Annotated in this window: 11 protein-coding genes and 1 pseudogene; 5 read left to right on the top strand and 7 right to left on the bottom strand. The window is 64.2% G+C overall.

Annotated elements, in window-relative coordinates:
• The first annotated feature begins 87 nt into the window (after window positions 1-87).
• The 5 genes and pseudogenes from A0O30_RS02535 (at window position 88) to A0O30_RS02555 (ending at window position 5,723) form a co-directional block, all read left to right on the top strand.
• On the top strand, window positions 88-1,440 hold the full coding sequence (locus A0O30_RS02535) for an APC family permease (protein ID WP_105945474.1): 1,353 nt from the start codon (window positions 88-90) through the stop codon (window positions 1,438-1,440).
• 285 nt (window positions 1,441-1,725) lie between these two features.
• Window positions 1,726-2,715 (top strand): annotated as a pseudogene (locus A0O30_RS28135) (HAMP domain-containing protein); the annotation flags it as partial.
• 102 nt (window positions 2,716-2,817) lie between these two features.
• Window positions 2,818-3,573, top strand: a complete 756-nt coding sequence (locus tag A0O30_RS28140; protein ID WP_371920889.1) for a methyl-accepting chemotaxis protein — start codon at window positions 2,818-2,820, stop codon at window positions 3,571-3,573.
• 154 nt (window positions 3,574-3,727) lie between these two features.
• Complete coding sequence (locus tag A0O30_RS02550; RefSeq protein ID WP_060498628.1) at window positions 3,728-4,687, top strand: cation diffusion facilitator family transporter; 960 nt, start codon at window positions 3,728-3,730, stop codon at window positions 4,685-4,687.
• A gap of 55 nt (window positions 4,688-4,742) precedes the next feature.
• Window positions 4,743-5,723 carry a DUF4434 domain-containing protein gene (locus A0O30_RS02555; RefSeq protein WP_105945477.1) on the top strand — a complete coding sequence of 327 codons (981 nt, stop codon included), beginning with the start codon at window positions 4,743-4,745 and terminating at the stop codon, window positions 5,721-5,723.
• A 15-nt stretch (window positions 5,724-5,738) separates the two neighbouring features.
• On the opposite strand, the gene A0O30_RS02560 is transcribed toward A0O30_RS02555, so the two are convergent.
• Genes A0O30_RS02560 through A0O30_RS02590 form a run of 7 tightly spaced genes read right to left on the bottom strand, consistent with a single transcriptional unit; the run spans window position 5,739 to window position 12,964 of the window.
• Window positions 5,739-6,869, bottom strand: a complete 1,131-nt coding sequence (locus A0O30_RS02560) for an acyl-CoA dehydrogenase family protein (protein WP_105945478.1) — start codon at window positions 6,867-6,869, stop codon at window positions 5,739-5,741.
• A 6-nt stretch (window positions 6,870-6,875) separates the two neighbouring features.
• Window positions 6,876-7,535: an alginate O-acetyltransferase AlgF gene (locus A0O30_RS02565; RefSeq protein WP_105945479.1), complete on the bottom strand. Its 660-nt coding sequence runs from the start codon at window positions 7,533-7,535 to the stop codon at window positions 6,876-6,878.
• Complete coding sequence (locus A0O30_RS02570; RefSeq protein ID WP_105945480.1) at window positions 7,532-9,004, bottom strand: AMP-binding protein; 1,473 nt, start codon at window positions 9,002-9,004, stop codon at window positions 7,532-7,534. The genes A0O30_RS02565 and A0O30_RS02570 overlap by 4 nt, the downstream gene beginning before the upstream one ends.
• A 33-nt stretch (window positions 9,005-9,037) precedes the next feature.
• Window positions 9,038-9,271 (bottom strand): acyl carrier protein, encoded by a 234-nt coding sequence (locus A0O30_RS02575; RefSeq protein ID WP_105945481.1) that lies wholly within the window; start codon window positions 9,269-9,271, stop codon window positions 9,038-9,040.
• 14 nt (window positions 9,272-9,285) lie between these two features.
• Window positions 9,286-10,860 carry an MBOAT family protein gene (locus A0O30_RS02580; RefSeq protein WP_105945482.1) on the bottom strand — a complete coding sequence of 525 codons (1,575 nt, stop codon included), beginning with the start codon at window positions 10,858-10,860 and terminating at the stop codon, window positions 9,286-9,288.
• Window positions 10,850-11,977: a cell division protein FtsQ gene (locus A0O30_RS02585; protein ID WP_105945483.1), complete on the bottom strand. Its 1,128-nt coding sequence runs from the start codon at window positions 11,975-11,977 to the stop codon at window positions 10,850-10,852. The genes A0O30_RS02580 and A0O30_RS02585 overlap by 11 nt, the downstream gene beginning before the upstream one ends.
• A 3-nt stretch (window positions 11,978-11,980) precedes the next feature.
• On the bottom strand, window positions 11,981-12,964 hold the full coding sequence (locus tag A0O30_RS02590) for a twin-arginine translocation pathway signal (RefSeq protein ID WP_105945484.1): 984 nt from the start codon (window positions 12,962-12,964) through the stop codon (window positions 11,981-11,983).
• Window position 12,965: the final 1 nt, after the last annotated feature.

The raw sequence follows: 12,965 nt of genomic DNA on the forward strand, positions 1-12,965 counted from the left end.
ACAACATGGAGCCCACCCGCTCGCCCTTGCCGCATGCGCAATACACCGTGCCCGTCGTTTACGCCCAGCAGCAGGAGCCATGCCAGCATGCAGCATGACCACAGCGCTACCGGCAACGGCCAACTTCGCAAAACCCTGCGTCTCTGGCATGTGATCATCATCGGCCTGGCCTACCTGACGCCGATGACCGTGTTCGACACCTTCGGCATCGTCAGCGGGATTACCGCCGGCCACGTACCCAGCGCCTACATCCTGGCGCTGGCCGGCATCCTGTTCACCGCCGTGAGCTACGGCACCCTGGTAAAGCGCTTCCCGCAGTCGGGCTCGGCCTACACCTACACCCAACGCGCCATCAACCCGCATGTAGGCTTCCTGGTCGGCTGGTCGTCGCTGCTGGATTACCTGCTGCTGCCGATGGTCAACGCGTTGCTGGCCAAGCTTTACCTCTCGGCCATGTTCCCGGAAGTACCAGAGTGGATGTGGGTGGCCGGCTTCGTCACCCTGATCAGCCTGATCAACATGCGCAGCGTGAACCTGGTGGCACACTTCAACCTGTTGTTCGTGGGCGTGCAGGTAGCGATCATCGCGGTGTTCATCTACCTGTGCGTGCGCGGCCTGGACCAAGGTGAAGGGCTGGGTACCGCCTGGAGCCTGGTTCCCTTCGGCGACAGCCAGACCCAGTTCAGCGCCTTGGCCGCTGGCGCGACCATCCTGTGCTTCTCGTTCCTGGGGTTTGACGCGGTTACCTGCCTGTCCGAGGAAACCCGCGACCCGAGCAAGACCATCCCTCGTGCCATTTTCCTCACTGCGCTGATCGGCGGCGTGGTGTTCATCACCGTGTCGTACTTCATCCAGGCTTATTTCCCGACCATGGCGCGCTTCCACGACCATGAAGCGGCCCTGCCGGAAATCGCCCTGTACGTGGGTGGCAAACTGTTCCAGTCGATTTTCATCGCCTGCACCGTGATCAACACCATCGCCTCTGGCCTGGCCTCGCAAACCAGCGTGTCGCGCCTGCTGTACGTGATGGGCCGCGACAACGTGATCCCGGCCAGCGTCTTCGCCCGCCTGCATTCACGCTACAAGACACCCGTGCTGAACATTGCGGTAGTGGGGCTGATTTCGCTGTCGGCAATCTTCTTCGACCTGGTGACCGCCACCTCGATCATCAACTTCGGCGCCCTGGTCGCGTTCAGCTTCGTCAACCTGTCGGTGATCAACCACTGCTACCTGCGCGAAGGCAACCGCAAAGGCCTGGCCAACCAGCTGAAGTACCTGGTACTGCCTACCGTCGGCTTCTGCATCATCGTCTCGCTGTGGCTGGACCTGAATGCGCACTCGCTGATGTTTGGCGGCATCTGGGCTGCGCTCGGGCTGATCTACCTGGGCTGGCTGACCAAAGCCTTCCGGTCGGCACCGCCCAACTACGTCGCCGAATGACCCACGCTGCCAACAACGCCCGCGCCTGACCGCGGGCGTTGTACTTGCTCGAAAAGGAAAGCCCTCATGCCGCTGCGTCGCCTCTCCATCCAATGGAAGATCACCCTGCTCGCCGGCTTGTGCCTGCTGGCCATCGTCGCCTTGCTGGTGGCCACTTCGCTGACCCAGGCACAACGCAGTGCCGCGCTGGTCAACCAGGCCAACACCGCCATGCTCGACAGCAGCGCCCGCCAGCGCCTGCAGGCCCACGCCGAAACCCAGGCCCTGCGTATCCAGCGCTACTTCATGGACGCTTACCAGTACGGCAATGGCTTTGCCCGCCTGGTACAAGTCCTGAAGGCCCGTGGCGGCAGCGACCTGCGCGCCGAGCTGACCCGCCAGGCGCGTGCCAGCCTGGCCGGCAACCCGGACGTGATAGGCCTGTACCTCGTGTTCCAGCCCAACGCGCTGGACCAGCAGGACAGCCAGTTCGTCGGCCAGGATGCCGCAGGCAGCAACGACAGCGGGCGCTTCTCGCTGTACTGGTCACAGCCCAGCCCCGGCGCACTGGAACGTGAGGCCATGCCGGAATCGATGCTCGGCGATGCCAGCATCGGCAGCAACGGCGCGGCGAAGAACCGCTGGCTGACCTGCCCGCAGGACACCGCCAAAACGTGCATGCTCGAGCCGTATCTGGACGACGTCAACGGCCGCCAGGTGCTGATGACCAGCATCGCCCTGCCGCTGCTGGAGCACGGCAAGGTGATCGGCGTGGTAGGCCTGGACATTGGCCTTGCCAACCTCCAGCAACTGAGCGTGGATGGCCGCCGCGAACTGTTCGATGGCCAGGGCCAGGTGAGTATCGCCAGCGCTGCCGGCCTGCTGGCAGGCAACAGCCGCGACGACAGCGCGCTCGGCCAGCCCATGGACAAGGCGGTAGCCGACGGCCTGCTGCGCGTGGCCCACCCCTTCACGCCAATCCCTGACGCCGCGCCGTGGCAGGTTTTGCTGGAGTTGCCAGAAAGCGTGCTGCAGGCACCCGCCGTGGCCCTCAATCAACGCCTGGACGCACACAACCAGAGCGCCAACCTCACCAGCCTGCTGATCGGCCTTGGCGCGGCGGTGGTGGGTTTGCTGCTGGTATGGCTGACCGCACGCGGCGTTACCCGGCCCATCCTGGCCGTGGCTGCGCGCCTGAAAGACATCGCCAGCGGCGAAGGCGACCTGACCCGCCGCCTGGAATACGCCCGCGACGACGAACTGGGCCAGCTCACGGGGTGGTTCAATCGCTTCCTCGACAAGCTGCAGCCGATCATCGCCCAGGTCAAAGGCTCGTTGCAGGAAGCCCGCAGCACCGCCGACCAGTCAGCCGCCATCGCCAGCCAGACCAGCAACGGCATGCAACAGCAGCACCGGGAAATCGAGCAGGTGGCCACGGCTGCCAACGAGATGAGCGCCACCGCCCTGGATGTCGCCCACAACGCCTCGCAGGCGGCTCAGGCCGCGCGCGCCGCCGACCAGGCCAGCCGCGAAGGCCTGCAGCTGATCGACAGCACCCGCCAGGGCATCGACCGCCTGGCTGCCGGCATGGACACCGCCATGGACGAGGCGCGTGCCCTGGAAGACCGCAGCGGGCAGATCGGCTCGGTGCTGGAAGTGATCCGCACCATCGCCGAGCAGACCAACCTGCTGGCGCTGAATGCCGCCATCGAAGCGGCCCGTGCTGGCGAGGCCGGGCGCGGTTTTGCCGTGGTCGCCGATGAAGTACGCGGGCTGGCCCAGCGCACGCAGGTGTCGGTGGAGGAGATTCGCCAGGTCATCGAAGGCTTGCAGCAAGGCACCCAGGATGTCGTGGGCGCCATGCACGACGGCCAGCGCCAGGCACAGGACAGCGCAGCGCGCATGGAACAGGCACTGCCGGCACTGCAGCGCATTGGCGAGGCGGTGACCGTAATCAGCGACATGAACCTGCAGATTGCCTCGGCCGCGGAAGAACAGAGCGCCGTGGCTGAGGAAGTGAACCGCAACGTAGCCGGTATTCGGGATGTGACCGAGTCGCTGGCGGGCCAGGCCGACGAATCGGCACGCATCAGCCAGGCGCTGAACCGGTTGGCCAATCAACAACAGGCGCTGATGGAGCAATTCCGCGTCTAGTCTGTGAGGGCCAATGCGCCTTCTTCGCGGGCTCGCCCGCTCCCACAGGATTTGCACAGACCTTGAAGTCAGCAGCGGACCTGTGGGAGCGGGCAAGCCCGCGAAGAGGCAACCACAGACTCCACAGCATTATCGTTTTTACTGAGCACAATTCATGCAAACCGCAACCCGATCCACCTTTTTCGACATCACCAGCGAACAGGGCCTGTTACGCACCTCGATTGCCGTCACCCTGTTCATCGCCAGCATCGGTATCGCCTTCGGCGTGGCCTCCGGCTCCTACTCCATCGTCTTCGACGGCGTCTATTCGCTGGTCGACGCCAGCATGAGTGGCCTGTCGCTTGTGGTGGTCAAACTGATCACTTCGCACACCACCAGCGTGCAGATGTCGCGCAAGCTGCGCGAACGCTTCACCATGGGTTTCTGGCACCTGGAACCCATGGTGCTGGCTCTGAACGGCATTCTGCTCAGCGGCGTGGCCATCTACGCACTGATCAACGCCGTCAGCAGCCTGCTGCAAGGCGGCCGTCACCTCGAATTCGGCATTGCCATGATCTATGCGGTGCTGACCGTGATCACCTGCGTGACCATCGCCGTGGTCGAAGCCCGCGCCAACCGCAAGCTGAAATCAGACTTCGTGCGCATGGACGTCAAGGGCTGGGTGATGTCGGCCAGCATCACCGCCGCGCTGCTGATTGCGTTCTGCTTTGGTTACGCGGTGCAGGGCACGTCGCTGGAGTGGGTATCACCGTACATCGACCCGGCCGTACTGGCGCTGGTGTGCCTGGTAATCGTGCCGTTGCCGATGTCGGTGGTGCGTCAGGCACTGTCAGAAATATTTCTGGTCACCCCCGGCGACCTCAAGCTGCATGTGGATGAGGTGGCCAAGGCCTTCGTTGCCCGCCACGGGCTGCAGTCATACCGCGCCTATGTGGCCAAGGTCGGGCGCTCGCGGGAGATCGAGCTGTACTTCATCGTGCCAAAGGCCATGGCGGCGAAGACCATCGATGAATGGGACGCATGGCGCAACGAGATTGGTGATGCCGTCGGTGGCGAAGGGCCGGACCGCTGGCTGACGGTGGTGTTCACCGGGGATCCGGAGTGGGCTGAGTAAGCTGGGCGCAATTCAGGTAGTCTGTGGCCTTGCGCTTCAAATGCTGCCTATAAGGATGTTCGCCATTTCCACCTTCACCCTCAGCCGCCGCAGCCTGCTCTGCCTGCTGGCCACCGCGCCCATCGTGGCCAGCCTGCCAGGCTGCAGCCGCAGCACCGGTTTGCAGGGCAGCTTCCTGCAACTGTGGCAAAGCCACAACGACCTGACCCCGGGGCAATGGCGCCAGCGCCTGGCGGCCATGGCTGACATGGGTTGCCAAAGCGTGACGCTGCAGTGGGTCGGCCTGATCGGCGGCGACTCACCGTGGATGATGCCCGAGGACACGCTGCGCACCGTGTTCGATATCGCACATGACCAAGGCATGCAGGTGCAGGTCGGCCTGCCCTACGACAACGCCTGGTGGCAGGCGCTGTCGGCAGATGCGCAAGGGCAAGGCCAGTTCTTCGCCAAGTCCCTGGCCGACGCCCGGCATTACCTGGCCAGTGCCCCATGGCCGCAGCATCGAGCTTTTGCCGGCTGGTACATCCCCTACGAGCTGGAGCAGTACCACTGGGCCAGCGCCGAGAGCCAGCAACGTCTGGCGCTCTGGCTGGGCGACATGTCGAACCTGACCCGCCAGCACAGTGATCAGGTGCCAGCCATTTCCACCTACTACAGCGTGCTGCCGAGCCAAGGCTCGCTGGTACAGCTGTGGCGCACGCTGCTCGACAGCACCGCGCTGCGCCCGGTGGTGCAGGACGGCGTCGGCGTAGCCGGTTGGGCCAACCTGCAGGCCATCGAGCCGCTACTGCTGGAGCTGCGCCGCCGGCAGGTGCCGTTCGATGTGGTGGTGGAGTTGTTTGAACAGCTGCCCTCGGAAAAGAACGACGGCAGCGACTTCAAGGCACGCTCGGCCGACTACACCCGGGTGCGTCGCCAACTGGAGTGGGCACGCACCACGGGCGCCGAGCACGTGGTGGCATTCGCCCTCGACCCGTGGGCACTGGGCGACGAGCCGCAGGCCCGCCGCCTGCATCAGGACTGGCTACGCGGCTAGCCCCTGACGGGCCACTCAAGGCAGGCTGCGGCCAATGATCTCGCGCATGATCTCGCTGGTGCCGCCGAAAATCCGCAGCGCCCTGGCATCGGCCCAAGCGCGGCCTATTCCGTATTCGCTGCTGTAACCGTAGCCACCGTGCAGTTGCAGCAACTGGTCAAGCACCTCGCCTTGAAGCTCGCTGGCATTGAGCTTGGCCATCGCTGCCAGCACCGGGTCCAGGCTGCCTTCGATCAACTGACGGGCACAATCATCGAGGAATACCCGCAACATGGTCAGCCGCGCGTGGGCATCGGCCAGGATGAAGCGGTTGTGCTGGTGATCGCTGACGCGCTTGCCAAACACCTTGCGTGCGCGGGTGTACGCCAGTGTCTGTTCGAGCATGCCTTCAGCATGGGCGGCAGCGCGCAAGGCAATGGCCAGGCGCTCACGCGCCAATTCGCGGCTCATGTACTCGAACGCGGCATTTTCTTCACCCAGCAGGCAGTCGGCTGGCACACGCAATTCGTCAAAGAACAGTTCGCAGGTGTCCTGTGCATGCTGGCCGATCTTGCTCATGGCCGGCCCCTTGCTGAAGCCTGGCAAGCCGGCTTCGACGCAGAACAGTGACAGCCCACGAGCGCCCAGATCGGGTTCGGTGCTGGCCACCACGATGACCAGCCCTGCATTGACGCCGTTGGTGATGAAGGTCTTCTGGCCGCTGAGCACAAAGTGGTCACCCTCGCGCCGAGCTCGGCAACGTACCGCTTTGAGGTCGCTGCCTGCACCGGGCTCGGTCATGGCAATGGCACCGATCAGCTCGCCCGCCGCCATGGCCGGCAGCCAACGGTCCTTCTGTGCCGGTGTGCCAAGGTTGTACAGGTAAGGCGCAACCATGTCGGAATGGATCGAAAACCCGATCCCCAGGCAGTTGGCCCGCGCCAACGCCTCGATCACGACCAAGGCATGGCCAAAGTCTCCGCCTGGGCCATACGGGGGTGGCAGCGCGCAACACAACAGGCCCTGCTCACCAGCCTCGCGCCACAAGGCTGCCGGGGTCAGGCCATCACGCTCCCAGTCGGCATAGAACGGCTGGATTCGCGCGTCGATAAAACGCCGAACCTGGTCACGAAACAGCAGGTGGTCATCACGTAAGAATGTGCGCATGGTCGCTTACCGGGTGAAGGGCGCGGTGCTGCCGAGCTCGCCGCGCAGTACCGGCTGGCTGGCATCGCCCGTGAGAAACAGCGCGTAGTGATCGCCTGGCTGCAGTGGCGGCAACGCCAGTGCCTTGGCCTGGGTTGCGCCGCAACCTGCAGTCAGGCTCGCACTGACCGGGTTTATCGCCCGTGCCTTGCTGGAACGTGCAGCCACCTCGGTGAACAGGGTGGGGCCACCCTGGACCTGCAACTGGCCGGCAGGGCAATTGCCGGCCAGGTTGTAGAAACGTAACTCGGCCTTCAAGGCATCCTCGCTGGCGGCACCATCGTCCAGCACCAGCAACGTGCCTTGGTGCAGCACCAGGCTTTGGTAGGTGTCGGCGGCCACGGTCAAGGTGCCAACTGCTTTACCCGCCATGCGCACGGTAAAGGGCTCTCCCCCTTTGACCACGTTGTAGCCGCTGGCCAACTTGCCCGCCCCCACCTGCTGGGACGGGTTCTGCCCAACCTGCACGTCGATTGCGTTGTCGGCAGGCTGCAACACCCGCACGAACGCTGAGCCGGCTGGCGGGCGCGGCGCATAAAGCTGGGCCAGTTTGCCCTCGGCCTGGGCCGCGCACGGCAATGCACCACCCGCCAGCAACGTGGCAAGCAGCAAAATACGGGCTTTCATACAGTCTCCTTGGAGCGTTTCACACGGGCCTGCTGGTACAGCGCAGCCAGGTGCTTGCGGTCGACTTTGTCGCTCAACGTTGTCGGGAAGCGACCACAGGCCAGCAGTTCGGAAGGGATCATATAGCCAGGCAGGAAACTGGCCAGCCGCTGCTTCCAGTCAGCCAGCACTGACGGCAGCGGGCCCAGGGTAGACGCCGGCAATTGGTCGGCCAGCTCGATAAAGCCGACCATGCGCATCAGGGTGCCGTCGGGGCGGCGCAAGGCAACCGTAGCGGCAGCATTCACACCTGGCAGCCTGGCCAGGCCGGCATCCACCTCGCCCAACTCGATACGGTAGCCATGCAACTTGATCTGGTCATCACGCCGGCCATGGAAGTACACCTTGCCCCGCGCATCGATTTCAGCCAGGTCACCGCTGCGATAGGCACGCTTGCCATTGTGCCGGAACAGCACCGCCTGGGTCAGGTCCGGGCGGTTCAGATAACCACGCATCACATGGTCACCGGCAATGCACAGCTCGCCGTCTTCGAGGAACACTTCGGCGTAGGGCTTGGCCCGGCCTATCGACAGCGGCTGGGCACCTGGTTCAAGCGGCGGCACGATCTCGATCCAGGTGGTGGAGCACGTCGCTTCGGTGGGGCCATAGGAATTGATGATGCGGGCGCCAGGGAAACGCTGCCACAACGCGTTGGCCAAGGTCGGTGTCAGCGACTCGGCGCCAAACACGAACACCTGCAAGGCCGGCAGATGCTGGCTGTCGAAACGGTCGTTGAGCAGTTGCTGACGCACGAATGACGGGGTCGACGCCCACACCTGCACCTGGCTGTCGGCCAGGTAGCCAATAAAGCCGTCGGGGTCGCCAATCACGTCGCGCGGGCACAACACACACTGGCCACCCAGCGCCAGCGCACCACACAGGTCGAACAACGAAAAGTCGAAACTGAACAGCATCTGGTTCATGAACGTCGGCTTTGCGCCCAAGGCCAGGCAATCGCGGATCCAGCCCGCGAACAGCGCCAGGCTGTCACGGCCGATCTGCACGCCCTTGGGGTCACCAGTGCTGCCCGAGGTGAACATGATGTAGGCCAGGCCCTCTTCCGGCAGCGGCGTGGCCACCGCAAGCCCAGCCAGAAACTGGTCGGCCTGCGCATCGTAGCAGTGCCCGGCGCCGACTAGCTCGATAATGCGCTGCAAGCGCTGGGGCGGGTTGATGCTGTCCAGCGGCACATAGGTAACGCCCATGCGCAGGCAGCCGAGCATGGCCACCACGAACTCGATCTGCTTGTGGCCGCTGAGCACCAGCGCCGTACCCGGGCTGATGCCAGCCTCACCGGCACGCACTACCCAGGCTTCGACAGCGGCCTGCAGCCCCGCCCAGTCCAGTACCCGACGGGCGTCACGCAAGGCTGGGGCGTCGGTGCCCTGACTGCAGTCGGCAAACACACAGTGGTCGAAATCGAAGTGCATCAGGCGCCCTCCTCCTTGTGTGCCCAGGCAGGCTCAGCGGTTGTTCTGAACGAACAGGGCCAGGGTATCGACCGACTCCAGGTGCTCATCGATTTCAGTCGCCGGTACCTTGCAACCAAAGTGGGTCTTCACCGCCATGACGATGTCCACGGCAGTCATCGAGTCGACCAGGCCAGACTCGATCAGCAGGTCGTCGTGCGCCACGGCAGTACCGATCACGTTCTCGATGATGTCGGCCAGTTGTTGCTTGAGGGTCATATCATTCATGTCGTTCACTCCGGTCAGAATTGGAAGTACAGGAAGCGCGCTTCCTTGTGCAGGTTCATCAGGCACAGCGCTAGCAGCAGCAACATGATCACCAGCCATTTCAGGCTGGGTGCCCAGCGCAAGGCCGCCGGGCCGTCGAGTTGCGCGCGGGCCAGGGATGGCGAGAAGCCGCCCATGATCTGTTGCGAATTGGGCAGGCACCAGGCCACGGCCAGCACCGCCAGTACATGCAGCGCCTCCAGGTGGCGGCCGACCAGCAGCCGCCAGGCGTCGCCCCAGGCGATACCGGCCGGGTACAGGATGTCGGGCAGGCTGCCCAGGCCACGCAAGCCGAACATGCCCTCGACCAGCAGCACAGCATCGTGCGTTGATTCGGCGCGGAAAAATGCCTGGGCGACAATCACCGCCGCGAAGGTCAGCAATACACAGGCCGCCACTTTCAGCGGGTGCTGCTTGCCCTTGGGCGCGCGGCCGACCACAAAGATGCGCCAGGCGTGGTTGATCGACAGGTAGGCGGCATGCAGCAGCCCGAAGATCAGGAACTGCAGGCCCGCCCCGTGCCAGATGCCAGCCAGGCCCATGGTGAAGGTGGTCGGCAGGATGATTGCCGCTGCAAAGCCGCCAGCGGTCGCCGCCCCTTGAGTCCCCACTGGCAGGCCACGCTTGCCACGCCACTCCGACACAGCCATGGCCACCGGGTAATACAGGTAGGCCGTCAGGTAACGGGTCAGGGTCATGTGCCAGCGGGCCCAGAAGTCGATGATGTTGCTGGCCTTGTAAGGCGAGTTGAAATTCAACGGGAAGCGAATGCCGAACATCTTGGCCAGGCCCAGGGCCATATCCGAATAACCGGAAAAGTCAAAATACAGCTGCAGCGCGTAGGCGATGCCGGTCCCCCACGCGGCCCACAAGCCAAGCGTACCTGGCTCGGCAAAACCGGCGTCGGCATAGGGTGCAATCGGGTCGGCCAACAACACTTTCTTGGCCAGGCCAATGACGAACAGCATGCTGCCGACGCTGAGGTTCTCGGCACGGAAACGGTAGTTATCCGGCTGGGCGAACTGCGGCATCATTTCCTTGTGGTGCAGGATCGGCCCGGCAATCAGGTGCGGGAAAAAGGTCACGAACAGCACATAGCTGAGCAGGCTGCGTTCCTTGACGATACCGGCACGGCAGTCGAGCAGGTAGCCGATCTGGGTAAAGGTGAAGAACGAAATGCCCAACGGCAGGATGATGTCGTCCATGCGAGTGCCGGCAAGCCCCCAGTCCTGGGCGAAGTTCACCAGCGTGACGAAATACTTGTAATGGAACAGCAGCGCCAGGTCGGCAGCAACACCCAGCGTGGTCACCAGCAATTGCAGACGTGACCTTCCTGCACAGCCAAGAATGGCCAGGCTGACCAGGTAGTTGAAGGCGATCGATCCGATCAGCAGCAGCACGAACTGCGGGTTCCACCAGCCGTAGAAGACAATCGACGTCACGCACAGCCACAGCGCCGCACCACGCAAGCTGCGCGCCGCGATCAGGTAGTGCGCCGCCAGCGTCAGTGGCAAAAACAGCAACAAGAACAGATACGAGTTAAAGAGCATGGGCGGCCTGTCCTTCGGCGAGCGCTGCCAGCGCGGTTCGTTCATCGGCAGTCAAGGGCAACGACAGGGCGCTTTCGGAAAACTCCCAGATCACCAGCTTCAGGCTACCTGGCCAACGTTCACGGCGGGCCAGCGCAGCCAGCAACGCACCACTGAACTGGCCACCGTCCAGGCTCTGGTTCCACACCTGCTGCCCAAGGTTGCGTCCCAGGCGTTCGGCAAAGGCACTGCGCCTGCCGTTGGAGCTGCCGGCCAGTAGCACTTCTACTGGCGGCGTCTCGTCGAGCAGGCCACCGCTGCGCTGCACCTGAATGTGCTCGGGGCGCTCACGTTCCAGCGCCGGGCGCCAGGCCGTGGCCGCATGCTCCAGGCCGGCGAGCACAATCAGGTCGCCCATGCGCGGCTGCGCGGGGCCAGGTGGGCTGCCGGCAAACAACTGGTCGCGCTTGCCGGCCAGCAGCGGCAAGGCCCCTGCGGCCACCGCATCGGCGGCCAATTGAGCACCGTGGGCATTGAGGTGCACATCCGTACGGAAGAACCTCGGCGCGGCGTGTGGGCCTGCGGCCAACGCGTGGGCGAGGTCGACATAAGGCACACCCAGACCGGCCAGGGCGGCTTGCCAATGCCCCAGCCGTGCCTGCAACGAGGGTGCCTGGCGAAGGCCACAGAGGGCCTGGGTTTCGACACGCGATTTATCCGGCACAGCCACCAGCAACACCTGCAAGCCCTGCCCCCGCAACTGCGCAAACCAGTGCCGCATCAATTGCAGGCGTGCTTCATAGGCCCCGTTCACCCCTGGCTGAGCGCGTAACCCGTCGCGGTAGAACAACCAGCCGGGGCAGCCCTGCACCACCTGGTCGCCAAGGTCACCCAGCAGCCGATAGCGTACGGCAGCGCTGAGGGTGTCGGCATCCTGTTGCAGTTGCGGTTGCAGCGCATCGCCCAACGCCTTGCCGGCACTGCCGTCAAGCCAGGCCTGCGGGCGCAGTTGCGCGGCATCGAGCTCGCTGTTGAACAGCATCCACAGGCCGCAGGCCTGGGCAACAAGCAGCAGGGTGACGACCGCAGCGGTGTAGCCACGGTGCGACTTGGTCACGGTGGAAGCCTGTTCAGCCATGGGTCATTGTCCGGTGGCAGCGCGCAGGCGTTGGCGCCAACTGTCAGCGCTCATGATCGACGCGTTGTCCCACAGGCCGCTGGCCTGGGGGCCCTGCGCGTAGGTAGGCTCGAACATCTGCCACACCAGCACCTGCGGCTGGTTGCGCTTGAAGTCGGCAGACTCCAGGTACTCCAGCAACATGATCCATTGGCCGACATTGCCCGGTTTCCAGTTCACCGATACCGGGCGGTCGATGCTGTTGGACAGCTTCTGCGGGAAGCCGAAGTACGGCTGCACCATGCTGTGGCCAGTCACATGCAGCGGCGCCGGGGCGTCATCCAGCAGGCCGCCAGTGGCGGCCTGGCGGCGCACGGTAAAGGTTTCGCGGCCAGTCTGCTTGCGTTGCTCGGGGGTAAGGAAGCGTTCGGCCAGGTCGCCGTAACGGCGTTCCTTGAATTCGCTGCCCAGCGCCATGCCACTGCCGGCATTCCCCTTCAGCGCCGGCGTATCCTGGCGAACCTGCGCAGCAGTGGCCTGTGCCGTGGCATCCGCAGCTGCCTGGGTCCAGTGCTGGTCGGTGCGGTAGAACACCTCCTGGCCACTGTCTTTGACCTGGCGCAGCACGGCTTCATCGTCGACAGCACTGATGCCAGCCTTGTGCAGGCTGGCAAGAATGGTCTGGTAACGTTGCTGCACTGGTGTACTCAGCGCTTTGCCGGCTGGCAGCTTGTCCTGGTAGAAGCGGGTCTTGTCAGGCAGCACCAGCACATGCAGTTGAACGCCACGCGCGGCCAGGGCCTGCCGGGCTTCCTTGATCAGCGCGGTAGAGGCTTCGATGCCACGGCTGTCGACTTCGGTAAGGCTGCCCCAACCCGGGAACAGCCAGCCGTCGTTACCGCGCAGCACGATCGACGAATCGTCGGCGTAAGCAGCGGGCAATGCCAGGCCGGCCAGCAACAGGCCGGTGGCGAGGTGTTTGATGGAACGGTTGAACAGAGAAGACATG

It is taken from the genome of Pseudomonas sp. LLC-1, assembly GCF_002992185.1.
GTDB classification, from domain to species: domain Bacteria; phylum Pseudomonadota; class Gammaproteobacteria; order Pseudomonadales; family Pseudomonadaceae; genus Aquipseudomonas; species Aquipseudomonas monteilii.